Source organism: Aliiglaciecola sp. M165 (genome assembly GCF_007197995.1).
In the GTDB taxonomy this organism is placed as follows: Bacteria; Pseudomonadota; Gammaproteobacteria; order Enterobacterales; family Alteromonadaceae; genus Aliiglaciecola.
In genome coordinates this window covers 266,339-292,248 of the sequence record NZ_VKKH01000006.1, presented here as the reverse complement: position 1 = coordinate 292,248, position 25,910 = coordinate 266,339, and the positions used below count along the sequence as shown (strand labels likewise).

General features: G+C 43.6%; 21 protein-coding genes. 4 read left to right on the top strand and 17 right to left on the bottom strand.

The features are described from left to right. Window positions 1-13: 13 nt before the first annotated feature. From FM019_RS13135 to FM019_RS13055, 17 genes are all read right to left on the bottom strand, one after another. Complete coding sequence (locus FM019_RS13135) at window positions 14-832, bottom strand: hypothetical protein (RefSeq protein WP_143836394.1); 819 nt, start codon at window positions 830-832, stop codon at window positions 14-16. A gap of 97 nt (window positions 833-929) precedes the next feature. After that, a complete protein-coding gene (locus tag FM019_RS13130) occupies window positions 930-1,862 on the bottom strand; it encodes a polysaccharide deacetylase family protein (protein ID WP_143836681.1) in 933 nt (310 codons plus the stop codon). Further along, window positions 1,852-3,588: an asparagine synthetase B family protein gene (locus FM019_RS13125; RefSeq protein WP_260681623.1), complete on the bottom strand. Its 1,737-nt coding sequence runs from the start codon at window positions 3,586-3,588 to the stop codon at window positions 1,852-1,854. The genes FM019_RS13130 and FM019_RS13125 overlap by 11 nt, the downstream gene beginning before the upstream one ends. A 41-nt stretch (window positions 3,589-3,629) precedes the next feature. Continuing rightward, entirely contained in the window at window positions 3,630-5,090 is a 1,461-nt protein-coding gene (locus FM019_RS13120; RefSeq protein ID WP_185969284.1) for an oligosaccharide flippase family protein, read from the bottom strand. Beyond that, entirely contained in the window at window positions 5,083-6,075 is a 993-nt protein-coding gene (locus tag FM019_RS13115; RefSeq protein ID WP_143836392.1) for a hypothetical protein, read from the bottom strand. Before FM019_RS13115 ends, FM019_RS13120 begins: the two co-directional genes overlap by 8 nt. A 9-nt stretch (window positions 6,076-6,084) precedes the next feature. Next, on the bottom strand, window positions 6,085-6,771 hold the full coding sequence (locus FM019_RS13110) for a tetratricopeptide repeat protein (RefSeq protein ID WP_143836391.1): 687 nt from the start codon (window positions 6,769-6,771) through the stop codon (window positions 6,085-6,087). Between the two features lie 4 nt (window positions 6,772-6,775). Then, window positions 6,776-8,137, bottom strand: coding sequence for a putative O-glycosylation ligase, exosortase A system-associated (locus FM019_RS13105; RefSeq protein ID WP_143836390.1), 1,362 nt, complete (start codon window positions 8,135-8,137; stop codon window positions 6,776-6,778). 79 nt (window positions 8,138-8,216) lie between these two features. After that, window positions 8,217-9,572 carry a phenylacetate--CoA ligase family protein gene (locus FM019_RS13100; RefSeq protein WP_260681622.1) on the bottom strand — a complete coding sequence of 452 codons (1,356 nt, stop codon included), beginning with the start codon at window positions 9,570-9,572 and terminating at the stop codon, window positions 8,217-8,219. A gap of 12 nt (window positions 9,573-9,584) precedes the next feature. Continuing rightward, a complete protein-coding gene (locus FM019_RS13095; protein ID WP_143836388.1) occupies window positions 9,585-10,685 on the bottom strand; it encodes a glycosyltransferase family 4 protein in 1,101 nt (366 codons plus the stop codon). Next, window positions 10,675-11,883: a TIGR04063 family PEP-CTERM/XrtA system glycosyltransferase gene (locus tag FM019_RS13090; protein ID WP_143836387.1), complete on the bottom strand. Its 1,209-nt coding sequence runs from the start codon at window positions 11,881-11,883 to the stop codon at window positions 10,675-10,677. Before FM019_RS13090 ends, FM019_RS13095 begins: the two co-directional genes overlap by 11 nt. A gap of 2 nt (window positions 11,884-11,885) precedes the next feature. Next, window positions 11,886-13,784, bottom strand: coding sequence for an XrtA/PEP-CTERM system amidotransferase (locus FM019_RS13085; protein ID WP_143836386.1), 1,899 nt, complete (start codon window positions 13,782-13,784; stop codon window positions 11,886-11,888). 12 nt (window positions 13,785-13,796) lie between these two features. Further along, window positions 13,797-14,951 carry a TIGR03088 family PEP-CTERM/XrtA system glycosyltransferase gene (locus FM019_RS13080; protein WP_143836385.1) on the bottom strand — a complete coding sequence of 385 codons (1,155 nt, stop codon included), beginning with the start codon at window positions 14,949-14,951 and terminating at the stop codon, window positions 13,797-13,799. After that, complete coding sequence (gene xrtA, locus FM019_RS13075) at window positions 14,944-16,386, bottom strand: exosortase A (protein WP_143836384.1); 1,443 nt, start codon at window positions 16,384-16,386, stop codon at window positions 14,944-14,946. The genes FM019_RS13080 and xrtA overlap by 8 nt, the downstream gene beginning before the upstream one ends. Next, entirely contained in the window at window positions 16,383-17,579 is a 1,197-nt protein-coding gene (locus tag FM019_RS13070; RefSeq protein WP_143836383.1) for a TIGR03087 family PEP-CTERM/XrtA system glycosyltransferase, read from the bottom strand. The genes xrtA and FM019_RS13070 overlap by 4 nt, the downstream gene beginning before the upstream one ends. Before the next feature lie 5 nt (window positions 17,580-17,584). Then, window positions 17,585-18,631, bottom strand: a complete 1,047-nt coding sequence (locus tag FM019_RS13065) for a FemAB family XrtA/PEP-CTERM system-associated protein (RefSeq protein WP_143836382.1) — start codon at window positions 18,629-18,631, stop codon at window positions 17,585-17,587. Further along, the gene (locus FM019_RS13060; protein ID WP_143836679.1) at window positions 18,631-19,443 is read right to left on the bottom strand and encodes an XrtA system polysaccharide deacetylase; all 813 of its coding nucleotides are present in this window, start codon (window positions 19,441-19,443) and stop codon (window positions 18,631-18,633) included. Before FM019_RS13060 ends, FM019_RS13065 begins: the two co-directional genes overlap by 1 nt. 28 nt (window positions 19,444-19,471) lie before the next feature. Next, window positions 19,472-20,884, bottom strand: a complete 1,413-nt coding sequence (locus tag FM019_RS13055) for a TIGR03013 family XrtA/PEP-CTERM system glycosyltransferase (protein ID WP_143836381.1) — start codon at window positions 20,882-20,884, stop codon at window positions 19,472-19,474. A gap of 158 nt (window positions 20,885-21,042) precedes the next feature. Here FM019_RS13055 and FM019_RS13050 point away from each other — a divergent pair, with 158 nt between their 5' ends. From FM019_RS13050 to FM019_RS13035, 4 genes are read left to right on the top strand one after another with little or no spacing between them, the layout of a single operon-like run. Continuing rightward, window positions 21,043-21,678, top strand: coding sequence for an XrtA/PEP-CTERM system exopolysaccharide export protein (locus FM019_RS13050; RefSeq protein WP_143836380.1), 636 nt, complete (start codon window positions 21,043-21,045; stop codon window positions 21,676-21,678). A 46-nt stretch (window positions 21,679-21,724) separates the two neighbouring features. Then, a complete protein-coding gene (locus FM019_RS13045) occupies window positions 21,725-23,329 on the top strand; it encodes an XrtA system polysaccharide chain length determinant (protein WP_143836379.1) in 1,605 nt (534 codons plus the stop codon). Beyond that, window positions 23,326-24,282, top strand: a complete 957-nt coding sequence (locus FM019_RS13040) for an XrtA-associated tyrosine autokinase (protein WP_143836378.1) — start codon at window positions 23,326-23,328, stop codon at window positions 24,280-24,282. The genes FM019_RS13045 and FM019_RS13040 overlap by 4 nt, the downstream gene beginning before the upstream one ends. A gap of 22 nt (window positions 24,283-24,304) precedes the next feature. Further along, the gene (locus tag FM019_RS13035) at window positions 24,305-25,909 is read left to right on the top strand and encodes a hypothetical protein (protein WP_143836377.1); all 1,605 of its coding nucleotides are present in this window, start codon (window positions 24,305-24,307) and stop codon (window positions 25,907-25,909) included. Window position 25,910: the final 1 nt, after the last annotated feature.

The window sequence follows — 25,910 nt, the reverse complement described above, 5'->3', positions numbered from 1 at the left end:
TCCTAAGTAGCCGTTAACTTAATACCGATTTGTAGGCAAACTTTTCAATGATAAATCGCTCTCGCTCTTGAATGATTTCATCGGTTTCCTGGTCATAAAAGCGTGCAATATTTCGGTCGTGCTCGGAGGCATTGGTTTTTTTGCTGCTAAAAATTCGATCTTTGTGCTCAGGAGTTAAGGCAAACCCGGTGGCTTCCAAAGCAGCGATAAAATCTTCTTCTAGGTTTTCATTGCGAATAAAATGACTGATAAAACAATGTTCATCATTAAACTGCTTTAGTTGTGAGTAATCATTAAGTTGTTCAAAGGGTCGGTCGTCGGACTTAATGCTGCAAAACAAATTAAAGTATCTATAGGTAAGCAGCCCTGCAAAATTGTGCATGGGGGCCAACGCATAGTGCTCGCCAAAATCAAAGCTTCGATTAGGGTCGTGCAACAACTTCAACCACATTCTAAAGCAGCTGGGGTCATTAACATCGCGATAGGCTTCTTTCCATTTGTCAGGGTTTTTACTGAACTTGGCAAACACCGACAATAAAAAATATTGATATCCGTATTTAAGAGAAACCCCTTCAAGATTCCAATTGGATTTAGTGACGTGCATAAAGAGTCCGCCCTTTTCTTCACATCCAAAAGCCCATAAAGACACATACCATTCCCAAGGATTTCGAACCGAACCGAGAAAATGGCGTTTGGGTGAAAATAACTCTTTGTAAGCTTTGTTGTGTTTACCTTCAAGCCTCCCACCTACAATTTCACTCAACAATTTGTCAATATGAGTACAGGCGGTTTTATGGAGTTCAACAAAGACGATTGAATCAGAAATGAACATGATGCTTTTCCCTTAATTTGCTTTGCTGCTCAACTGCCCCTTGAGGTTTTATGTCGCAGACTGTTTTAAATAATAACAAAGCGAGCATTCACCTAACTCAACTAAATCGCGATTTTACTAACCTAGCATGAAACTTCGTAGGAGTTCGATCCCAAGGAGTAAAACGTTTCAACTTTAATAAGTCGTCGCCGTGGGCACAAGTTCCCCAATCTGTTACAACCGCGGTTTCATAGCCCGCCTTTTTAACCAGATTCACCGTTTCATCAGTCAAGTCTTTGCCATAGGCACCATTTGGATAAGCAAAATGCTTTACAGGTTTATCTGTCCAGGCTTCAAGTTGTGATTTACTTTCATTGATTTCATGCTGTTGTTGTTCAGCACTAAGCACTTTTAGAATCGGATGGTTGACCGTATGAGCACCGATTTCTATATTTAACTGCGACAATTGCTTGATTTGTTCTGGATTCATCATGACAGGTTCAGGAGCGGCTAATTCATTTTCATCATACAAGGCCTGAACCGCGACCAACCGTTCCTCTATTGGCAGATATTTGAGTCGCATCAGTTGCTTTTGCGCAAGGTCACGGCGCTGCGCCCAATCACCCAATTCAGTGCGAGTTCCCTCAAGCATCAAGGTCTGTGTTGTGATGTCAGAAAAAAGATGCATAACTCGGTCATTCCACATGCTTTGCCCCTGGCTAAACCCAGTGGCAACATAAACCGTAGCGGGTACCTTGTACTTAGCTAAAATAGGTTGAGCGACGGTTAAGTTGTTCAAGTAACCATCATCAAAGGTCACACAAACGGCACGTTCGGGCACTGAGTTGGTCTCTAAGGCCTGTTTGGCCTCTGACAAGCTAATAGGAGTAAAATGCTCGGCTAGCAGCTTCATTTGCCAGTCAAACTGCTCAGCAGTCACCTCATAGGGCCTTAACGGATCAAACTCGGCCAGCACTTGATGATAGATCAAAATGCTGAGTTTATTGCCGGTTAATAGCCGGTTCAAACCACCTAAAATACTATGCAACAAAATCACTGGCCTCTTTTTGCAGCCATAATTCCAGCACCACCATGATCCAGATAAGCTCGCCGAAATATCCGGTATGCACGCTGTTGTGGGCTTCAAGAGCTTGCTCAACAAGACTTTCTTTGACGATATTGCGTTTCTTAAAGCTATTCAGAGTTTCAAATGTCAGGGTCTTAAGCGTTTCGTTTTCTTTCATCCATGCGCCAAAGGGTAAGCCAAATCCGTGTTTACTTTTGGTCAGCGTTTCATCGGCGAGGAAGCCTTTACAGGCTTTTTTATAAAAATCTCGTAATTCTGAGCCAGGCAATTTAACCTCAGCAGGAATGGTGCAACTGAAATCAATTAACGACTTGTCTAGCAGTGGATAACGGACTTCTACATCTGCCAATTCACACATCTTACTGACTTTGACTAAATCGTTGTCCGCTAGGGTGAATTTCCAGTCAAGATATAACATGGCATCAACGGGATCATCACTCTTACACTCGTTGTAGCGCTGCTGGAGTTGTTGTAAAGGGAGGTTCGTATCAACCTCTTTTAGCAAATCTGCCGAATAAATCGCTTCAACCCCAAGCTGATTGACAAAATTATAGGTTTGCAGTCGACCCGGCAATGTTACCCGAGCTTGCGCAAGATAACTGGCAACCTTTTTAAGTCCAGGTATTTTTCTGGTCAGACTATTATTGAAGAGCACATTTATGGTTTCGCCCAAAAATTTAGGCATCTTAAAATACAGCTCAAAAACTTTTTGTTTGGCATAGCGTTCATTACCTGCAAAAAGTTCATCTCCGCCATCACCCGCCAGTAAAACGTTGACGCCATCTTCCTTGGCAAATTTTGCACAGAAATAGGCCGCCATCGCCGATGAATTTCCAAAGGGTTCTTCGAAATATTGGGCAACTTTCACAAACTCTTGTGCGGCGGCATCAGGTTTCAAATACAAAACCTTGTGATCAGTATCAAAATGCTTCGCAGTGATCATCGCGTATTCTGTTTCGTCATAACCCGCTACTTCAAAGCCGATTGAAAAGGTTTTTGCTTGCTTTGACTCTACTTTTGCCAACATGCCTGAAACAGTTGAGCTGTCCAACCCTCCGCTCAAAAAGGCCCCTACTTCACCTTGAGCATGTTTTTTAACCGCTTTTTCAACTGTGTTCAAACAGTCTTGGTAAGCTTTGTTGTGATCAGAGAGTGTGTTGGCAAATTCTGGGCTGTAGGCCACCGTTTTGTGTGCCTCTCCCGTTTTAGAGAACGACACCATGGCGCCCGCTTCAACCTTAAAAACGTTCTGATAAATGGTCGTCGGTGCTGGGATACAGTGAAAATACAAATAGTTGTACAATGCCTGTTTACTAACCGTTAATTCAACCTCGGGTAAACTTTTTATCGCACGCAATTCATCGCTGACGTACAGGGATTGTTTTTGCGCAAAATAGTAACAGGGTTTTGTTGCCAGCTGGTCGGTAATGATAACAGGCGTGGTATCTGGCTTGGCGATAACTAAAGTGAATTGACCTGATAGTCTTGAGTAAAAATCAGACAATGAAGATGATTCTAAATAAGTAGAAAGCACCTGTTGTGCGTCAGCGTTTTTCTCGTCCAATAAGGCATAACCATAAAGAACAAGATGATTATCATCGTCGCTGTGCATGACAGCACTTGAGGAAAGATGAACGTTGAGTTCGAGATCACTGCTCGATACTATTTTATGCCACTTACCTTCTTGCACGCTTAGTGTTCCTCTTGTTTGATTTTGGACAATTCAGTTGTCTAATTTATTTTTGCTAATATTTTGTTCAAAATTGCGCTTTCTAATGTGTCCTGAGGCTTGCCTCTCAACACAAACAAGAGCAGCACAACACTCGCATAACTTGCTCCACCTAGTGCTACTTTAAGCACTAACACGGCAATTGTCAGCCAATTTTCTGGAAATGCTACCCAATGCAGCACGCCATACATTGCAGCGCCGCCAGCTAAGGCAGGAAGCCAGCTTACGAGGATTTTGATTAGTGACAATTCTAGTGACCGGCTAATACTGAACAAAATCATTGGCAGCGACACTAGACTGCTTAAAAACAGCATCTTAGGCAGTTGGTTCACGTCTAAGTAGCTAATCGTTAAAAAGATGGTCGTCACCAAAATCGCGTTTCTAGCCCACATAAGGCGATTAGACAAAACCTCTCGCTCCATCATGACCAAGAATTGTTCACTGAAAAACATCATCATCCCTGCAAGCATGGCGTACAAGCTAAACCACTTTAATAGTGGAATGGCTTCTAACCACTTTTCCCCTAACAACACGGTAATAAACTCGGGAGCGACTAGTGACAAGCCAAGACCCACAGGAAAAAACACATATACCGCGGCAGCAAAGGTGGTTAGTAGAATGTCTTTAAAATTCTTTTCATCACGCAGTACGGATAAATTTGGGATCAATCCTCTAATCACAGGCATCAGAAGCTCTTTGGTGAACAATCCGGCGAGGTTCACGGCAACATGATAAATCCCGAGGAATTGGGCGGAAGCCACCCGACCGACAATGGCAACATCTGCCTGATTGTTGATGTATCGTCCTATGCTCAATGGCACTGTTGCTTTTGAGTATTTCAGCATGTCTCGCCAGTTATAAAGGCTCAGCTTTGGACGATAAGGGTGTAGATAGTAACTCAATGCGCATCCTACAAAAGCGGAAAGTAGTTGCCCAAACACCAACGCCCAAAACGATTCGAGATACCACGCAAACCCAATGGTAGCGGTTAAGTAACTAAGACGAGTCCATAGCGTTAAGACAAAATCTACTTTGAAATTCATCTCTTTTTGCGCGATAAAAATGCCAAAGTTGTTAAGCCCTTGGATCACTCTCACCAAAGCCAAACAGTAAATCACTTCAATAAGCACGGGTTGCGAATAAAAATCTGCAATAAGGGGCGCCAAGAGCACTAACGGAAGTGCGACAACAAAGGCTTGGATGATGCCAACCGTCCAGGCAGCGTTGAACACGCGTTCGTCATGCGACTTGTAACGCAGGATATAAAGGTTCAATCCCGCTTGTGTCATGGATTCAAGCAATGCAACTACAATCGTAGCCATGGCGATGATGCCAAAATCGGCTGGCGTTAATAGCCTGGCCAGCACGATAGTGCTGACCATACCAATTAATTTAGAGCTCCACTTGGATAAGATGGACCAAAATATACTAAAAAAGGTATTGGTCTTGACTGGCTCAGTCATAGTGGAAAGGCATAATTCCATATATTGCGTCTATCAAACCATCTGGCGAGGTGAAGACGTTTTCCACCTTTCTGGTCTTAATATTTAGCGCCACAACCAGGGAGTTGTTACCCGATGAATATTTAAAATTACCTTTGGACAAAAATTTAATCTTTGCTTTGAGATTAGTTTTTCGAAGTTTGGAATAGCCTACATAAAAAATGTCACCCTCTGCGTAAAGCCCACGACACCAACCAATTGGGCGGCTTAATGCACTACCAAAGGGGTCAAATGTTTCAATATGGGTTTTACTCACCGGATCGCAGAACACCAATTTGCCGTCCACACGAGTAAAGACCAGCTTGTCTTGCCACAAAATCCCATCATGAACACTCACCTCGCCTCCCTGACTAATATCGATGCGTTGTTCGACATTATTCAGGTTAACCGCATCCTCTTGGGTACACCTAGTAACCCAAAGATCCTTGTCCAATTTGAATACGAAGTTCGGGTGGCTATCATGAGGACGGGTAGAATGCACCATTCGATAATCGGTTTCTTGGTCGAAACGATGCCAGGGATCTTTACCTTGGGTATTGATGATCTTATCAATATCACCGGTTTCTTTGTTCATGACCACGACATTATCGAGCCCTGTAGAGGTCGCAACGACTTTGTCATCAATCAGGTGAACCGAATGGATATTATGAAAACACGGGTGAGAAAAAACTGACTTAAGCGTCAAATCAGGTAAAGAATATCTGTGCACTTCGGTATCAGTGGGCAACCACAAATCGTCGCCATCCACACAACCTGCAGTGAACTGCAGATTAGGGTGTTCATTGGGATAATTTTCACCGCCTTCTGTTTTTGACAATGCCTGAGAAAATTCACCGGTTTGTGTATCAAGCATCACCAAACTGGCTTTACCGTAATACTTTCCTTCGCCTAGTTCAAAACCGTTAGGTCTGAGGCAGCCGCCAGATAACAAGAGTTTACGTGACACCAATGACTCCTAGTTGTTTAATGCTTTTTCAAGTTCAGCAATTTTGTTTTTTAATCCTTGCAGAGGATAACCTAGCTTGTAGGCCTGCTCTGCGTATAACTTAGCATTGGCTAGATCCTTTAACTCGACGTAAGCCAAACCTATATTATATTTGGTTTCTGATGAATCTGGCATTAGCTTGTCGGCTTGCAGAAACTTCTCCACAGCTGATTCATATTCGCCTAAACGATGAAAGTAAATCCCCCAGGTAAGATAGGTATATGGACGATTGGGAAAAACTCGTGCTGCCCGTTCAAAAAAACATCCAGCCGAGTGAACAGGTTCGATATTCTCTTTATTTTCTTTAAAGGCTCTAGACGTATTCCAAAGATGCTCGTAGCGGGCGTAAGCGTCCAGCGCAACAGGATGATTCGGAATAGAAGTCAGCACAAACAATAAATCTTGGGGTTGCTTGCCTGTTTTACCGCCATTTAGACGACGAACACTTTTAGTGAAATGCGCTGACTCCACCAAATATAACAAACCACCTTGATAGGTACCTGTCGATGCGCGGGTTTCTGCAGAAAAATAGTCCCATGGCTTGCCCCTTCGCCACTTAAGTTCCATACACTTGGAGTTGGCAAAAGCTTCGCTTGATAAAAGCAAAGCGGGCAACAATACGCCAACGATTTTCAAGAATTGTCTTATACTCAACATATTACTACCCATAAGAATGTTCTTTTTGTCTTCTCGCATCGGCTTGTGCATCTGCCAGAGGACTTTTTACTTTCTGTTTGTACTTTTTAGTGACTATATGTATCTGAATACTGCATACCACGCCCACTATGGTATAGAACAAATCAAAGTAAGCCAAACTTACATTACCACCAGTAATACAATAGCCCACCAAGGACAAGTTGAGCGCGCGGCTCAAATTAACCAACCACTGCTGATCGTTCTCTAGCCCCCATCGTTTATTTTTTAAATTCAGCCTTATCGTACCCAATAGGATCATTAAGAAAATGAATAATCCGCCAAACCCATGATCACCCAACACTTGCATATAAATATTGTGCGCAGCTTTGGGTTTAAGCTCTTTGGGGATCTGCGGTGTTTGAATTGGCCCAAAATTGGGCGTCATCGGCGCGTAATATCGCCATAATGGCCCATCTTTAACAGCGTGGAATCCGCCTCCGGTCAAGGGGTAGTCCATTGCGATCAAAGTAGATATTTTCCACGCCCACAATCGTCCGATAAAGGAACCATCTTGCGCCGCTGCGGTAGAAACGGTGTTTTGCCTTTCTTTCCATTCTCCGGGGGCAAATGCAAAAAATAACGGAATGACTATCGCGGCTAACACGGCATAGAGAACTTTGCGTTTTGACGTCCACCAAAATGCGATAAACAAAATACACAAACCGATAAAGCCACCGCGGGAATAGGTACCAATGATCGCTAAGATATTCATCAAAAACAGAATTTTTAAACCGCGCTTCAACCAGAAGTTCTCTGTGATTGAGATGAGGTAAAGGATCATAGGAATGCACATATTAATGGCCACGGCCAAGTCATTCCTGTCTTGAATAATTCCTGCTTTACCAACAATTCTATGTCCACCACCGGATAAGATAAATTTCACCGCTTCCATCGCCGCGTAAGAGGAAATAGACAGCACAATCGCCCAGATTAAGGTATCTATATGCAAGCGTTTAGTAATACACAGCGTCACAAAAATGTAGAGCAATAGAACCTTGGTAAATTGGTTCCAGTAATCCCAGACGTAAAACGAAAATGAGGTTTGGTTGGTGGCGGTTGATATGAGCGTCCAGATCCAAAACAGTATCACCAGAAAGCTCAGGCTATTCATGCGCCAATGTTTGTTTTTTTGAACAAACACATAAGAAAGCGCCGCCACGACAACAATTGTCAAGTTAAGGCGGAAATCATTGGAAAACCCAAAAGCCCATTTTGCCGGTGCGGTCAGTGCAATCCACACCCAAGCAGCCACCCCAATATAGGGGCGCTTGATACTGAAATAGATTGCCATAAACAGCAATCCGACAAGGATCAGGTCGCGACTCATTCGTCTTCCTCCTGATTCGAAGACCACTGAAACAAAACATAAAGTGCTATGACGTCTGCTAGCAGATATAAACTGTCAATCATGTTATGTCGACCTTGCTAATGACATACCGATATTTACCCGACTTCTCAGGGGCAATGTCATCCACAGATTCAATCTCAATTTCCACGTCATTGCCCAATCGTGCTTTAAACCCTTGGCTAATTGTATCACGCATTTGCTGATCAACACTGCCCGTTTTAGAAACCACCTGTACGCGGGTCAATGTCTTGCTTTCTTGCACAATTTTGAAAGCATCGACGGTTTCCATGTCGCGTAAAATATAAATTAAAGACAAACCGTGAAGTATGGTGCCGTCGGCGGCGACCACAAAGTCTGTGCTGCGCCCTTCAATGGATTCCAACATAGGCAGTCCCCGCCCACAGGCACACTGTTTGTCTGACATCACTGCGATATCCCCAGTACGGTAGCGAACAAAAGGAAATTCAGATGTACCTAAATGAGTGACGACAATTTCACCCGATTGTCCAGGTGGTAGAGGGTTGCCTTCTCTATCAATGATTTCAACCACAATATCTTCAAATGATAAGTGCATTCCACCTTGTGGGCATTGGTGGGCAATAAAACCGGCATCTCTTCCGCCATAACCGTTAGCAACTGGACAGCCAAATATTCGTTCAATGTTCTCTCTTTGATACGGATACAATCGTTCCGAGGTAACAAAAGCGACTTTGATGCCCAAATCGTTCATCTTGATACCTTGCTTTTCAGCGGTTTTCGCTAACAAATCAAACACTGAAGGGTAACCAAACAGCATGGCAGGTTTGGTTTGACGGATTTGTTCAATGAACGCCAAGATCTTTTCCGGAGTGAGATCAAACGCGGCAATTAATTCTGAACGGAATAATTTATCGCGGATCAAACGCACTTTATCTTGAGCACCTAGCTCAATTGGTGAACCCCAAGCGACAATTTCTTTGTCGCCGATATCGACGTCCCACCAACGTGTCGCGCGCCATTTTTCTGCTACATCATAAGAAACACGTTCGTTCCCTAATAAAAAAATCAGTGGTTGTCCGCTAGAACCGCCGGTATTAAAGCGACTTAATGGACCTGCAATATCAGATTTTAACGCTTCAAAATTGGCCGCAATCGTCGCTTTGTCAAGGAAAGGCAACTTGCTGAGATCAGCAACGGTTTTTACATCTTGCGGCGCAAGCTGTTTTTGCGCAAACAAGTCGCGATAAAAAGGCACATGCTCTGTTATTGTTTTGATGAACGTCTGCAACCTAAGTTGTTGGGCTTCAACAAGCTGTTCGGGTGATTGCCACTGGCTTTTTTCCAGCTTTTTGCGGATTGACACGGTATCGTGCTTTTTCAGCTTCTCGTGAAGTGGGAATAACAACGAAGAAACAACTTTGCTATAAAGTGACACCACAATCCCCTTTTATTTGCCTTTTCCGGCAAAAACATAAGCGTCCATTAAACGTTGGCTGACGTTCGACCAGTAGAATCGTTGGACTTTTTCCAGGCCATTGACAATTAGTGCCATGCGCTTAATTTTATCATCCATAACCTGGATGACTTTCTTTGCCATCAAATCGGGTTGTCCTGGCGGGATCATCATCGCATCATGGTCATTCTCCACCAGTTTAGGGATGCCACCGACATTTGTAGTCACCACAGCAAGACCGCTTGCCAAGGCTTCAATGACTGAATTAGGACTATTGTCGACCGTGCTAGGGTTGAGCAGTACATCCGCTTCACGATACAACTCGGCAATGCGATTACTATCGAGGCGACCAAGAAATTCCACATTATTTACAATGCTAAGTTGCCGGGCTAATTTGTTTAACGCTTCATATTCGGGCCCGCTGCCAGCCACTAAAAGCTTGGCGTTGGGGTATTTTTCCATGACTCTGCGTAAACAACGTAGAGCGGTGGGAATATCATAAATTGGCTCTAAGTTTCGTGTAACCAGCAATACTGGACCAGATTCAGTATCAACGTCGCCAAGATGTTCCTTAGGGAAAAATACTTCGTTATTCAGGATATTCGGCACTACATCAGCACGCTTATCATATTTGCCAAACACTTCCTTTAGATAATCGGACGGCACAATAACGTGTGATGCTCGGTCAATTGACAGCTTAACAATTGGCCACGAACGCTCAAAGAACGGCTCTGCGTGACCGCCTCGATAATTTACCACCACAGGCGTTCGCAATAGAAATGCCACCCAAATCGCAGGTGTCGCGAAGAGATGCCACGACCACCCCGAATTGGCCATAATGTGCACAACATCGGCTTTTGAGGTGTGTTTGAACAAGTTAAAGATGTAAGGTACGAGACGGAAAAACGCGCGAAGAAAAGGAATACGACCAATAAACTGAGGCGAATACGGTTTGTTAACGGCTACCAGTTCAACATAGGCTCCGGAGCTTTGAAGCAGTTGACGCAGTTGACGAGTCTGGTTTGCCATGCCACCCGCGGGTGGAGGAATAGGCCCCACCAATAAAACGCTTAATCCTCGAAGGCTATTTTGCATGGGTTAAAGACTCGTATATAGATTGATAATTTGCCACAGAGTTTTTCCAATTGCGTATTTGGGTGACAAACTCCCGTCCATTGATGATGGTCTGGGGCCAACTATCGGGCTGTGACAAGACATCTACGGCTGAGCGAGCTAAAGCGTCAATATTACCACTTTCAAACAACCAACCCGTTTTGCCATGTTCTATCAACTCTTTGTGCCCACCCACGTCCGAGGCTAAAACTAATTTGCCCTGCGCCATGGCTTCTAATGGCTTAAGTGGCGTGACTAATTCGGTTAAACGCATGGGTTTGCGTGGGTACACCAACAAATCAACTAAGCTGTAATATTTGCCTACCTCAGCGTGTGGTACTCGGCCTGGCATAATGACATGGTGTTCAAGACCCAATTCTGCAATGAGCATTTTCAGGTTGCTTTCCTGAGGGCCACCTCCAACGAGAAGAAACATTGCATTGGGTATGGATTTGATAATTTCTGGCAGTGCTTTGATGATCAAATCCAGACCTTCGTAACCGTAAAAAGAGCCCAGGAAACCCAATACGACTTTGTCTTCTAAGTTGTATTGCTTCAGAAGCTCTTGGTTTTTTTCAGTGATGACTTCGAACTGCTCGATATTCACTGCATTTGGAATGACGGTAATTTTGCTTTGCGGGACATTACGGCCCAATAAATCTTGTCTTAACCCTTCACAAATCGTTGTCACCGCGTCTGCCCGATTCACCACAAAGGATTCCAGTTTGCGGGTAAGCCGGTAGCGCAAATCGCCTTCTTTGCAGGTGCCATGATCGACGGCTGCGTCTTCCCAAAAAGCGCGGATCTCATACACAACTGGGATACCTGCTTTTTTACCCGCTTTGAGGGCTGCTAAGCCATTTAGTGCCGGAGAGTGCGCATGCAAAACATCTGGTTTGTGCTCCTCTATCGCCTCAAGGATCCGATCTCTTAACGGATTCACCAATGCCATTTGGTTTAACACTGGCATTTTCATGCTTAAACCTTTTGGCACCGGCGTGCGATAAAAAGTTAGCCCATCAACTTCTTCAACGGCATTCTCACATTGGCCTTGTTTGGCGCTGGTGACATGGCAGGTTTCCCACCCACGTGCGCGCTGCTGATTGAGAATACTGCGTGTTCTGAATGTGTAACCGCTGTGCAGCGGTATTGAATGATCTAAGACATGCAGAATTTTCACAATTATGCTGCCTTCTGTTGACGTAAGAATGACTCGAACATCATTAATGTCCATAAAGGCGCGCTGTTATCCCGTCTACCACTTAAATGATCATCAATCAGCGTCTTGAGCTGCTTTTGGCTAAAGTAACCACTGGAGGTCATTTGATTGGACAGAATCCCATCGAACAACCTGTCTTTAAGTGGACCACGGAACCAATTAGCCAGGGGTACTGCAAAGCCCATTTTCTTGCGATACAACACATCGTCCGGCAAATGTGGCTCCAACGCTTTTTTAAGCGAATATTTGCCTATGCCTTTTTCGACATTGTGTGAAGAAGGTACATTGAATGCCCACTCGACATATTTGTGATCGATGAATGGTACACGCACTTCAAGTGAGTGTGCCATGGATGCTCGGTCGACTTTAGTCAGTATGTCACCCACCAAATAGGTTTTTAAATCGATATACTGGGCAATCTTAACCGGGTCTAAATGCTGAACCTTGTCTCCGTATTTCCGAAAAACTTCTAAAGACGAATAGCCGTTTAGGCCGGTTTGGAATTCTTTGGAAAACAATTTTGCCCGCTCGTCTGCCCGTAAGATAGACATTGAGTTGTGATAACCTTGCACGGTGTCCATGGCCATCGACTGAAAGGTGGTTTTGGCTCGCAAAAACTTCGGCGCCCAGTCCATCTTTGGATATATGCGACCGAGTGGTCCAAATAAAGGTTTACGCAATCCTAAGGGCAAAGTGCGCCTGACCCGCTCTTCTGCTTGATGCATCTTGTAACGACGATATCCGGCGAACAACTCATCACCACCATCGCCTGAAAGTGCCACGGTGACATGTTTTCGTGCCAATTCACACACACGGAACGTCGGAATGGCCGAGCTGTCAGCGTAGGGTTCATCGTATAAGTGCGCAAGATGATCGATCAAATCAAAGTCATTTTGGCTGACAGTCTCTACTCTGTGATTAGTCTTGTAACGATCGGCAACCATTTGGGCAAATTCAGTTTCATTGAATTCTTTAACATCAAAACCGATTGCACAGGTATTCACCGGATCGTCTTGCAACTGTGACATCATGGCCACAACAGCGCTTGAATCTACCCCACCCGACAAAAACGCACCCAGAGGTACGTCGGCGACCATACGAATATCTACAGCTTCTTTTAAACGCTCAACAAGCTGCTCATCAATTTCTCTTTGCTCCATTTCTGTCTCGTAATGGACAGGCACATCCCAATATTCAACAGGCTCAGGTAGGCTTTTCATGCCTTTTTGCAATGTCAATTTATGCCCAGGCGCTAATTTGAACGCATGTTGATAAATGGTAAAGGGCTCAGGAACATAGCCAAAGGTGAAATAGTCTTCTATGGTCGAGTCACGAAGCTGTTTATCGAACTGAGGGTGTGCAGTAATGACTTTTAGTTCGGAGCCAAAAACAAACTCTCCATTGTCCATCAATGTATAGAAAAATGGTTTGATACCCATGCGATCGCGAGCCATAAACAAGCACTCTTTTTCCCGATCCCAAATAGCAAAGGCAAACATTCCTCTTAACTTGTGCACGCAGTCTTCGCCCCATTCTAACCAAGCATTGAGGATGGTTTCGGTATCCCCGTGAGTGTTGAATGTGTAACCATTTTCAGAAAGTTCTTTGTGCAACTCTTTAAAATTGTATATCTCACCATTAAACACAACACAAGCACGCTTATCGGCGCTAAGCATTGGCTGAGGGCTGCCCTCAAGGTCGATGATAGATAGACGCCTATGTGCCAGCGCTACACCCGGGTCGAAAAAATAATCGCCAGCGTCTGGACCTCGATGTATTTGTCGATCATTCATCTGTGCGATTAAATCCGCATCAATTTGTTTTTGCTCAGATAAATGAAATATGCCTGCAATGCCACACATGTTTTTGGGTCCTTAGTGGTTCGTACTTTGATACAGCTGATGATATTTATCCACCATTGTATCTATACTGAAGTTTTTCACGCAATGCTCGCGAACAAGATTACTGTTGATTTGTTTTAATTGTGGTTCAACAACGTACTGTTTCATGGCGTTTGCCATCTCTTTAGTGTCATTCACATTTACAAGGTGAGTAGCTTTTAAAGAAGCTTCAAGCAACTCAGGGTTACCGCCAACATTTGTCGCAATGACTGGTAACCCGCTTGCGGAAGCTTCGAGAATCGTATTTGAGATCCCTTCAGCAAGTGAGGGAAGAACAAATACATCCAAACTATTCATCAAAGCTGGAATATCTGATCGATTACCCGCAAACCAAACATAATCGCTAACGCCTGCTTGCTCTGCTCGTTCAACTAGAGAGGCCATTAGCTCACCATCACCAACGATGATCAAACGCAGTCGAGCTTTATCAGATTCCGTAATGCCGCTTTCTCCACCTAACAGCCAAATAAACGCATCCAACAGTAACCCTTGGTTCTTTACTGTTGCCAGCCGCCCCACTGTGCCAAATATGATAGTGTCAGGTGCGTGAAACCCCTTAGGAAATAATTCGGGTTCATGAGATCTGGGTGCGAACTTTACGATGTCGACACCATTGCAAATATGATGGATCCGTTGAGAAGCGATATTAATGGTCGATTGCAGATAGGCTAATGCTTCGGTCGAGAGTGCCACATATTTGTGGATATAATGACTCATAAAGCGTCGCAACATTTGATACTTTCTATTTTGACCGTGCATATCATTGATATCCCAGCCATGCTCGCCGTGGATCCTCAGTGGCACTCTGCACCACCAGCCCACCAATTGGGTCTCGATAGTTGCAGTATTGCGCGTATGTAATACGTCGGGTTTTAACCGTTTAATCAACTTACGTAAACGAAAAAATATGCGTACGTCGTTACCTTCTTTTTTCTCTAAATGGAAATATTCAACGTTGTTTGTTTTCACCCGTGCGCAGAATGCTTCCGAATAACCCGTCAGCGCAACAATAGTATGTCGGTATTCACTTGGATCAAGTGTATTAATCAAATTAACCACACCATTTTCAAGGCCACCGGTATCAAAACGATGCACCACATGCATAACGTGTTTGACATTCTTAGTCATTCACGAGTGCCTTCAGTTTTTCTGAAAATAGCTTATCCGCTGATTGCTCCAGGGCTTGTCGATCAACTTTTTCATTTTCAAGTTGCTTGGAAATAAATAATACAAAGCCATTTTGTGGCTGTCCCAGAATGGCTTGTATCGCCTGCACCAACTTGATTTCCAGGGCTTTGTGGGTCATGTGCCAAGGGGTCACATAGGAATAAGCGAGCAATCGCCTGTTCCCCACCACATCGGTTATTTCAATTACCCTGTAACGTTCATTGCGGTCATCTTTAACAATTGACCAATTCTCAATATTGTAGAGCGAATTAACCGCATTAATTAATTCCTGGCCCTCCAGATTTGCATTGTAATAAGCGTAATAGTAGTCAAAGCCACTATCATGACCGCTAAGTTCATCTGACGCATTGCGGTAATTAGGCAACCAGCTTTGGTCTTCGATGGGTTTACCCGCGGAGAATATCGATGAAATGTTGGGTTGAACGTCACTCACTACATTTTCGAAAGCGACTTTGTAGATATACGCACCAGCAATAACTGCTGCCATCAAGGAAAAAGCTTTGAGCATTTCATTCACTGGGGTTTTCGGTCCAGTTGGATTGCTTGAGATTTCTTTTTCCGGCAAAGGGTCTGCCCATTTTCCACCGACGGTGAACATGATCAAGATAACGACGCCAAAGAACAGCCATCCATACACCAAATGATCAACACCTGTGGCATACTTCATGTCTGACAAATAAGCGATCATTACAATACCGTAAGCCCTAATACCGTTGGCTAGAAGCGGAAGGACAATTGAAAAAGCAATGAAAATCAGGCGTTTGTTCAACTTGTTGTAGTTTAAATAAGCAAACAAGGTTCCGAGCGTAAACGATGCAATTAAATAGCGGATACCTGAACAGGCTACAGCCACTTCGAACAAGCCATTGGGGATTGCAATATAAAGCCCTTCGCGATACACAGGTATGCCAGTTAACTCAATGGCTAACACAGTAATGTCAGCAGTAAGTTCTTGTAACTGGGGAATTAAAAACTCACCTGCAGGGACGCTAAACAACCAGAAAAACGAAGCGAAAAGTAAAATTCTTGCCACCTGGTTGCCCATCACTGTCCAAATTAGCATGGGCAACATGGCAAAGGCGGCGTACTGCTCAATGACCTTGACCTGCGCCATGCTGCCAAACAGCCAGATTAATAGTGTACCTGCGACAAAAACGAGCGCGATGTATGATGGCTTTAGCGTCGCATTGTTAAGTGCAGCCCACTTAAGCTTAATAAGGTAGATGCAAATTGGCAGAATGATAAAACAATGTGCAAAGGTTTCGGACCTATACCAAATCTCCACTGCCGAAGCGATACTGTTGTAAAAAACAGCACCCCAAACCACGAAAAGCCCAACAAGATATTTAAATATACTACTTCTCAAAAATGTCATGCATCCATCCTAAATAATCTGGGTAGGCTACCCATGGTTTCCGACCATCTTACGTTATTTAAAATCCATTCCCTGTTGTTTGCCGATCGCACAACGTTTTCTATTCGTTTACAAACATGATCAGCATAATCTTGGGCGCTATCACAAATATCAATCGAGTCAGTACGCGCATCAATGCCTTCAATGGCCATTGATGTTGCAACCACAGGTTTTGCCATGGCCATTGCCTCTAAAACTTTGTTTTGAATACCCCTTGCGATCTGTAGTGGTGCTACAGAAACCTTACCCTGCTTAATGTAAGTTCTTACATCTTCCACCCGGCCAGTCACTGTAATACCATGCTTACCGTGAAGTGCGTTGACTTGTGCAGTCGGATTACCACCGACAACGCAAAACGTTGCCTCAGGTAGCTTTTCGCGTACTGTCGGCCATACATATTTTGCAAACCACAATACGGCATCAACATTTGCCCAATAATCCATAGCCCCAGTAAACACGACGTCAATTTCAGGCAACTCAGACGCAGATAATTTGGCTTCAGGATCAAAATATTCTACGTCGACGCCGTTAAGTAATCCAATCACCCGGGAATGCAATGGGTCAGGGATTTGCTGTTTAAACAGCTCGCCCTCAGGGCCAGAAACAAAAATAGAATGAACAGATTGATTCGCGACTTTATTTTCAAATTGCTGGAGTTTTATATGCTCCCTGGCATAAACCCATTTGCTTATGCCACTTTTGCTTAACGCGTATTGCCGCCACTTATCCGAGTCAACGTCAACAAAGTCAACTACCTGATGAATATTCTCGATGTGCTTTTGTGTGAACAATGCCATTACCGAAGAGTAAATAAATACATTTTCAATATTTTTGTCTGCGAGCGTTTTATCTACCCAACGCTGCATTTTGCGATGCTGATAGTATTTTTCTGAAATTGACCTGCCAGAAATGAATGCTCGCAACCCCTTAAGCTTGCTGAACAGCTTATTTTGATTGAGTAAATATACTTCTTGACAGTAATCATCCAACTTTGCAGTAAATTGCCAATCGTAGGGATCATCAACAAAACTGCCGAGATACACTTCGAAATGTTCACTTAGAACTTTTAACATGTTGAAAGAGCGAATTTTATCGCCTTTATTCGGCGGGAAAGGGATGCGATGACATAAGAACAACAACGGCGGTTTTTTCATCAATATTAGCCCAAATATTTAGATAAAAATGGACCAATAGCACGGCTCAGCCACACAGGTAACTTTTGCCACATTTTGATAAACAGCTGATATTTTGGATTGTTTGGGCTCAAATTGGGTAACTCTGTGGCTTTGACTAAATGGAATTGGTAGTGCAAAGGAACAGGCTCCATGCCCCAGGTTCGTTTGTATTTGAACGCGCCAGAGTCATCCTTGCTGCGACCAAAATCAAAATAATTGCAGCCTTTTTCTTCTAACGCGTGACACATTAGCTTGTAATACATGAAATCATTGCTTTTAAGTGCCCTGGCCTGAAACAAACCGCCGCCATAAAAAGGCATGACCTGATTCTTGTAATAAAAGCTCAACACCGAAGACACGGCTTCACCGTCGTGCTCTACAGTTAATACGTTGCATCGACTACCAAACTCTTTTTGCAGCGCTGCAAAATAGTGGCTGGGAAATACTGGCGTTCCTAAATTTCGCACACTCTCGGAATACACATCATAGGCAGTAGTCGTATCATCGTCGACGCGGTACTGGAGGTCATTTTTCAATGAATGTCTGATCACCGCTCGTTGCTTTTTCTTCACGCCAGCCAAGATTTTTTCTGCATCTTCTGCAAGCTGCCAACCAAAAGTAGAGTGTGCACACTTTTCAGTCAGCTTTGGATTATTACGCTCAAATGGATATCGCATTTCTAGATAATCAACACCCAACCGATGTGCCAATTCAATGGCATTGTCTTCAAGAAACAACATGACTTCTTGAGAGTCGGAAACAACGCCACCAAACATACAAAAAGGTGTTGAGATCAAGGCATGGCCAAACAGCAGACTCTTTTGTTCCACCAAAGGCAGAACACCGAGAATTTCCCCTCCTGACTCCGCGTAAAGGTAGTGACATTTGTGCTTATAGACACTTTCTATGATACGTTTCCACCCTGTCAGGTGGAAAAATGAACCATTGTTTGTTTGATCTACAAATGTATCCCAACGCTGGCAGATTTCATTTTCATTTCCTAGCTGGCGCAGTGTTAAAGCTTGGGTCACTAAGCTACTCCATATACGTCTTTCATTGTTGACCAGTTAAAGTCGGTCAGAAGGCGCTCTAATTTGGCTTCCGTTTTGTCGAGGTTGATGTAATGCCTAAAACGTGATTTCAATGGTGCATTGGTCAGCCGAGGCTGGTCCGCATCAATTTCCCAAGGATGGAAATAAAAGGAATACGGCTGTTTTTCTTGTTTTAAGTAGCGATTAACAAGCATTTTAGTCATGTTGTAGGGATAAAGTCGGAAATAGCCACCGCCCCCGATGGGAATTTGTTTGCCCATAAACTTCAGAGTTGGAATCGGTATTTCTATGATCTTTTCAGGACGCTCATAGGCAAAACGAGGCCAGTCAGGCGTTCCGTAGAGGTCATGTTTAACAGGGTAAGTGCTGGAGCTGTATTTAAAACCGAGTTCGGCTAATACTTCAAACGCCCATTCATTATCGTACCCAATCGAAAAGCTTGGTGCTCTGTATCCGGCAAGACGCTCTCCAATCAAATCTTCCAAATGATTTTTGGAACGCGTTATATCGTCCACCAGCTCTTGACGTGTCTGGGTATAGGCTCTTTTATGGGCGTATCCATGACTAGCGATTTCATGTCCTTGAGCATGAATATCTTTGATAAGTTGCGGGTATAATTCAGCTACCCAGCCTAAAACAAAAAAAGTCGATTTTACGTTGGCCTTAGCAAAAACATCTAATAAACGACGCGTGTTGAAATCAACCCTGGGTTGGTACTCCGCCCAATTTTCAGGCTTAATGATTGAATCGAAGGCTGATACGTGGAAGAAATCTTCAACGTCTACCGTCATTGCGTTTAACGCAGAATTTTTTACCACACTAGCGCCCTTTACCAAACAGAACTACTTCAACAGTTCGGATGAAAATCAACATATCAAGCAACATACTTTGATGCTTAACATAATAAAGGTCAAACTTAAGCTTCTCCATGGAGTCTTCAACGCTTGCGCCATAAGGGTAATTTAGCTGTGCCCAACCCGCCAGGCCTGGTTTAACATTGTGGCGCTGATTATAGTAAGGGATTTCTCTTATTAGCTGTTCGACAAATTGAGGCCGCTCAGGACGTGGCCCAATAAATGCCATTTCACCGCGGAAGATATTAATTAGCTGAGGTAATTCGTCAATTCGGTATTTGCGAATAAAGTGCCCTATTCGGGTCACACGACTATCATTTTGTGTGGCCCATTTTGCACCATCCTTTTCAGCATCTGGACGCATACTTCTAAATTTAACGATTTTGAAGAGCTTACCGTTTAGCCCCACACGTTCTTGTTTGTAAAACACTGATGTTCCTGTGCGCCTGCCATCATCAAGATAAATTATAGTTGCAGTAAGCAACATGAAAGGCCAGGTAAAAAACAGCACTATAAATGCTACGAAGGCGTTTAACCCATATTCCAACACATCTCTAAGGTAATTTTGAGAATTAAATCCATTGGAGTAGACCACCCAACTTGGATACATCAAATTGACAACAATTTGGCCCGTTTCTCTTTCCATGAAATCCAGCAAATCGGTGATCTCTACCCCCCTCAAACGACAATCAAACAGCACTTCAATAGGCAATGTTCCGCGTCTTTGGTCACAAGCGATGATGATTTCATCTATTTCGTTGTCAATCACATAGTTTCGAAAGTTCTCATCGATTTTCACATGCACCAGGCGTTCGTTTCGAATACCCTCTTCCCGATTGTCACCAGGGATTGGGATAAAACCTAATAACTCAAACCCAAGACGATCTACGTCACGACGCATTCTTTTTTCAATAATTGATGCACGCTCACCGGCTCCAATCACTACAATTCGCGTGCGTCCAAGCCCTAGTAGACCGAGTCGATTGGTAAAATATCTGAAGGTGACCAGAGATAAAATAATGACACCCGAGGCAACAGGTAAAAAGTACTGATTCACTCTCAGCTCAGCCATAAAGGTGCTGGTAATAACCTCAACCACGAAATAGGTCAAAGCTAGACTGACAAAAATACGCCTTATGATCCCCCTAAAGGTTTCTCTTAGTTTTGCTTCATACAAACCAACAGATAAGGACGACACCAGTACGAGGAATGTCAATAATCCGATATTAGCGGCCAGCTTTAAAAAACTCGGGGACTCGACCCCCAGAACACTTATGATCAGGAAATTGGCCAAATAAGCGGCATAGGAAACAATCACTGCTTCAGCTAAAACCAGCGCATTAGACCGTTTGTTCTGTTTATTATTGGTCGCCGCCATTAACGCACTTCCACAATTGATTTTGTCAAATTTATCATATGCTAAACGAATTATTTGAGATAGACTAACTTTTCTGGAGTGCCATTATAGAGATTAAAACGCTCGGGTAAATGGCAGATTTGCTAGATTTATTTCTGTTTGGATAGGAAAGACCTAATATGAAAGCAAGTAGAATAACGCAGTTGCTTATCGGCGTTGCCGCTTTAGCGACCATTGCAGGATGCTCAACCTCTGGTAATACCTTGCCTCAGGCGACCACGCGTCCTTCATTAACAACAAATATTGACGACTACAGCTACCTGATCGGACCAGGTGATAATTTATCAATTTTTGTTTGGCGTAATCCTGACGTTTCAGGTTCGTTTGTTGTCCGTCCAGACGGAATGATCACGACATCTTTGGTGGAAGACATCCCTGTCTCAGGCAAAACTCCCACCGCATTAGCAAGAGATTTGGAACAAGAACTGGGTAAATATATCCGCGATCCTATCGTTACCGTCAGCGTCACCGGATTCAACGGCCCATTTAGTGAACAGGTTCGCGTGATCGGAGAAGCCTCTTCTCCACGCTCAATCAGTTATACTGAAGACATGACCCTTTTAGACTTGATGATTCGTGTAGGCGGTCTTACTGAGTTTGCAAATGGCGACGGGGCTAAACTTATTCGAGTTGTTGATGGTGTGCAAAGAGAATATTCGGTAAGGCTTGAATCTTTGATCAAAGAAGGCAACATTGGTGACAATGTCGATATTTTACCAGGCGATATTTTAATAATTCCTGAAGCTTGGTTCTAGTCACTATTTTAAATGTTATCGATTTGAAGGTTAAAAAGAAGTATCTATGTTAGGAATACAAGAAGCGATTGATCAGGTACTCACCTATGTCAAAGGTGTTTGGATCAAAAAGCGCTACATCATTGTTTCGACCTGGTTAATCTGCCCTATAGGTTGGGCATATGTGGCAAATCTACCTGATGAGTACTCGTCGTCGGCAAGACTATTTGTAGATACCAGCAGTTTGTTGCGGCCACTTCTCAGAGGGTTGGCTGTTTATAACAATCCCAGTGAACAGGTCAATCTGGTTGCTCGCACCTTGTTGAGCCGTCCCAACTTAGAAAAAATCGCCCGCGAAGCGGATTTGGATATTACAGTGACGACGCAAGCGGAAATGGACGAACTCATTAACAATATGAGAAAAGATATCCGCTTAAACAGTACAGCTGAACAAAATATTTATAATATCCGCTACAAATCCCCTTCGCCTGAGCTTGCACAAAGAATTGTTCAAATCACGCTTAATGAGTTTGTTGAATCGTCTTTGGGCAATAACCGTCAAAGCAGCGATTCTGCGGAAGAGTTTATTAATCGTCAGATCGAAGAGTACGAACAGCGCCTGGAAGAGGCAGAACAGAGGCTTGCTGAATTTAAAGTAAGCCGCATAGACCGAGCACCTGGCTCAACACGTGATTATTACAGTCAACTGCAAAGAGAGATCAGCTCATTACAATCAACAGAGTTGCGTTTACTTGAGCTGAATTCTCAACTAGCTGCTGCAAGAGCACAAATGGCTGGTGAGGCACCCGTTTTTGGCCTAGCGTCTCCAGATTCAAGAATTGCACCATCAATCGCCACAAAGTTTGATGGGCGGATCGCAGCGATGGAAGCGAAAATTGACGAATATTTGATTCAGTACACAGAAAACCATCCTGATGTGGTAAAGACCAAAAGCTTACTTGACAATTTGTACGATGAACGTGAAAGACACATACAATCATTAGCTGATGTTGCCGAGCAAACTGGGTCCTACAGCCAGTTTGGCAACATTAACCAAAACCCGGTTTATCAAGAACTTAAACTAACGGTCGCCAACTATGAAAACCAATTGGCCCAGCTAACGGTGCGCGCGAATCAGACACGTGAAAAAATTGTTGAGCTGGAGCGAATCGTTGACCTGGTTCCTCAAATTGAAGCGGAAGCCCAGGGCTTGAACAGAGACTATGAAATTACTCGGAACAAGTACCTTGAATTGATTAGTCGTCGTGAACAAGCCGAGCTTTCACGGAAAGCAGAAGCAACCTCTGATGACGTACAATTTAGAATCATTGACCCGCCCACTCTGCCGACAAAACCTTCTGGTCCAAATCGTATTTTGTTTTATTCGGCGATCCTGTTCGTTGGATTTGGTGCCGGTTTAGGTCTGGCTTTTGTAGTGAGTCAAATCAATCCTGTCGTATTGAGCTCCAGCCAGTTGGTCAATAATTTCGGCGTACCTGTTCTGGGCAAAGTTTCTCATATTAATGCCGAGGCTATTGCCAAAGTGGATAAGCGCAGGATGCTGGTGTTCGCAGCTTCTAGCCTGACCATATTCTTTATCTTTATTGGACTCGTCTATGCCGACATAGCGTATGGTAGACTGCCCATTCATCTTTTGGGGAACTTGATATGAGTACGATAGAAAAAGCGCTTCAAAAGAATAAAGAACAGAAAGCCGAAACTAGGGAAAAAAACACCCTTGAAGCAGCGCAAGAAAAGGCGCAAGAGCTTCAGCAGGAACAAAACAATACGGTTTCTGAACCAGTTCAAGAACCCATCGCAGAGTCTGCCGCACCATTGGTGAATGAAGAATCAGTTAAACCTCCTCAAACCAGTGTCGCTCCTACGAGTGCGAAAGAGAAATTTATTCCACTGACCAATATTCAAAAAGATGGTTTCGTCTCAAATATGGGACGGAACACTATCAATGAGGAATATCGAGCTATCAAACGTAAGGTGTTGAGTAATGCTTTTGGGCCTCTAGCAAAAACACTTAACAATGCCAACATTGTCATGGTGACAAGTCCCAATCCTAATGAAGGTAAAACATTCACTGCCATTAATTTGGCATTGAGCATTGCCTTGGAACAGGACAAGACGGTTCTTTTGGTTGATGCAGACGTGTTACGTCCTAGTGTTATGAAAACCATCGACCAGCCTTTTGAAAATGGTTTGATGGAATATCTTTTAGGTGAAATCGATGATTTGGGCGAAGTCATTCACCACACAAGCTTGGATACGCTGCGGATTATACCTGCCGGGAAGTCGCACCATTTATCAACAGAATTGTTGGCCAGTGAAAAAATGCTGGAATCGGTAAGTGAGTTTGCTCATCGTTATCCTGATCGTGTTGTAATCATCGACAGTCCACCCCTTTTAGGTATAAACGAAACTGCTATCCTTGCAAACCTTGCCGGTCAGGCAGTTATCGTTGTGCAAGAAGGCAAAACGACACTAACACGTTTGTCTCAGGCTGTTGATCATCTAAACCCTGACATGGCAAAAGGCTTTGTCATTAATAAAGCTATGGGTAGCTCAGGTGACAGTGCCGGTTACTACGGATACTACTACGGTAGTGAAGAATAGACTGATAAAAAGGGATATTGGCTTGAAAAAGAGTGTGTTGGCCATTTCTATTTTGGCAAGTTTTAGTGTTTCTGCGGCAGAGTTAACTTACCGAGCGGATGTGAATGCATCCTATATTAATATAGGTAGTGACACGGGCGCCTCAGAAGAAAATGCATCAGACACCTTTTCCGTTCAGCCTAGCTTGGGTCTCAACTTTCAAAGTAAGAGGATCACGTCAGCAGTCACTGCCAGCCACCGTTACCTTGATCGACATATATCAACAACCAGTGAAGAATTGCGGGATTCAAGCAGTAGTAATTTTACTAATTACACTGCCACCGCAAACATCAATGTAATTGATAATGTGCTGCAATTAAACGCCAGAGGGAGCCAGTCTTATCAAAACGTTGATATTGCAACGACAATTATCAATGATGAAGTATTTGGTAGCCAGCAACTCGCCAAAACAAAGCGTGAGACTTTAGGCGCATCGTTTACCCTGCCTAACCCTGATTGGTTTGCATTGTCCGTGTCAGGAAATACTTCGAGTGTCACCACCGATCGTGCCCGAGAAGGTGCTGTGGCGGTCGATAGTGAGAACCATTCGGTTCAAGCTTCTATCACCCAAGGTGACGAGGTGAAAAGAGTCAGTTGGAACATACAAGGAAGTTACCGAGAAGCAAATGGTACTGGCCGGAATGATATTACTTCCGAACGTGTAAACGCGAATTTTTATGTTGGTGTTGCTGATGAGATCAGGTTGGTTGCAACGGCGCAGCAAGACAACAACGAGCTAAGTTCAGAGGATGTTGCTGGGACTCGAAATATAGATTTCGAAAGCTATGGCTTGGGTGTTTCCTGGTTTAAGAATGCCAGTCGCTTTATTGATGTCACTTATAACACCTCTAAAGAAGCGGACGGAAGTAATGACAACTTTGTCGGATTAAACTTTGCTTGGCGCTTTACGGCTAGAACCTCGGTCAGCGGTAGTTATGGAAAACGTTCTTTCGGACGAACTGGGCAGTTTTCTTTTGCTCATCAGGTCAGAAAGTTTCGCACCAGTGTGAGCTATCAAGAAGACCTCACAACATTTTCAACCCTATTGTTGGGTGAGGAAGCGCAGGCTACCTTTGTTTGTCCATTGGAATCCGAAGATCTGACCGGTTGTTTTCTTCCTGATACCATAGACTATCAATTGCAAGCGGGTGAAAGATTTGAGGATTTTAGTTTTTTCTTGCCCGAAGTAAGCGAAGAAGCCATATTGCGTAAATCATTAGCGATTACCAATGGTTACCAATTTAGAAAAATTCGTATCAGTACCACTTTGAGAAATACGCAAACAGAATTTCAAGACACCCTTAGAAAACAAGATAATTTAAATTTAAACGTGGCTGTCAGTGCCAAGTTAGGAAGAAAATCTACTGTAACATGGACAAACTCTTATTCGAATCTCGACAGCAGACTACTCGACGGTGGTTCAGACAAAGTATTGTCGTGGAGAAGTTCGTTAAACTACTCTTATCGAATCGGAAGGAACTTAACGACAAGGGTTGGGCTGCAGTATTCTAAAAACAATTCCGCGTTTGAAAACCAAGACTTTTATTCTCGAAGGTTAACCTTGTCAATCAATTACAGAATAAAATAGC

What these genes read in the sequence shown, in the direction of transcription:
- FM019_RS13135 (WP_143836394.1), bottom strand. Translation starts at nt 832, where the DNA reads ATGTTCATTTCTGATTCAATCGTCTTTGTTGAACTCCATAAAACCGCC.
- FM019_RS13120 (WP_185969284.1), bottom strand. Translation starts at nt 5,090, where the DNA reads ATGACTGAGCCAGTCAAGACCAATACCTTTTTTAGTATATTTTGGTCC.
- FM019_RS13110 (WP_143836391.1), bottom strand. Translation starts at nt 6,771, where the DNA reads ATGTTGAGTATAAGACAATTCTTGAAAATCGTTGGCGTATTGTTGCCC.
- FM019_RS13105 (WP_143836390.1), bottom strand. Translation starts at nt 8,137, where the DNA reads ATGAGTCGCGACCTGATCCTTGTCGGATTGCTGTTTATGGCAATCTAT.
- FM019_RS13095 (WP_143836388.1), bottom strand. Translation starts at nt 10,685, where the DNA reads ATGCAAAATAGCCTTCGAGGATTAAGCGTTTTATTGGTGGGGCCTATT.
- FM019_RS13085 (WP_143836386.1), bottom strand. Translation starts at nt 13,784, where the DNA reads ATGTGTGGCATTGCAGGCATATTTCATTTATCTGAGCAAAAACAAATT.
- FM019_RS13080 (WP_143836385.1), bottom strand. Translation starts at nt 14,951, where the DNA reads ATGACTAAGAATGTCAAACACGTTATGCATGTGGTGCATCGTTTTGAT.
- xrtA (WP_143836384.1), bottom strand. Translation starts at nt 16,386, where the DNA reads ATGACATTTTTGAGAAGTAGTATATTTAAATATCTTGTTGGGCTTTTC.
- FM019_RS13070 (WP_143836383.1), bottom strand. Translation starts at nt 17,579, where the DNA reads ATGAAAAAACCGCCGTTGTTGTTCTTATGTCATCGCATCCCTTTCCCG.
- FM019_RS13060 (WP_143836679.1), bottom strand. Translation starts at nt 19,443, where the DNA reads ATGACGGTAGACGTTGAAGATTTCTTCCACGTATCAGCCTTCGATTCA.
- FM019_RS13055 (WP_143836381.1), bottom strand. Translation starts at nt 20,884, where the DNA reads ATGGCGGCGACCAATAATAAACAGAACAAACGGTCTAATGCGCTGGTT.
- FM019_RS13050 (WP_143836380.1), top strand. Translation starts at nt 21,043, where the DNA reads ATGAAAGCAAGTAGAATAACGCAGTTGCTTATCGGCGTTGCCGCTTTA.
- FM019_RS13045 (WP_143836379.1), top strand. Translation starts at nt 21,725, where the DNA reads ATGTTAGGAATACAAGAAGCGATTGATCAGGTACTCACCTATGTCAAA.
- FM019_RS13040 (WP_143836378.1), top strand. Translation starts at nt 23,326, where the DNA reads ATGAGTACGATAGAAAAAGCGCTTCAAAAGAATAAAGAACAGAAAGCC.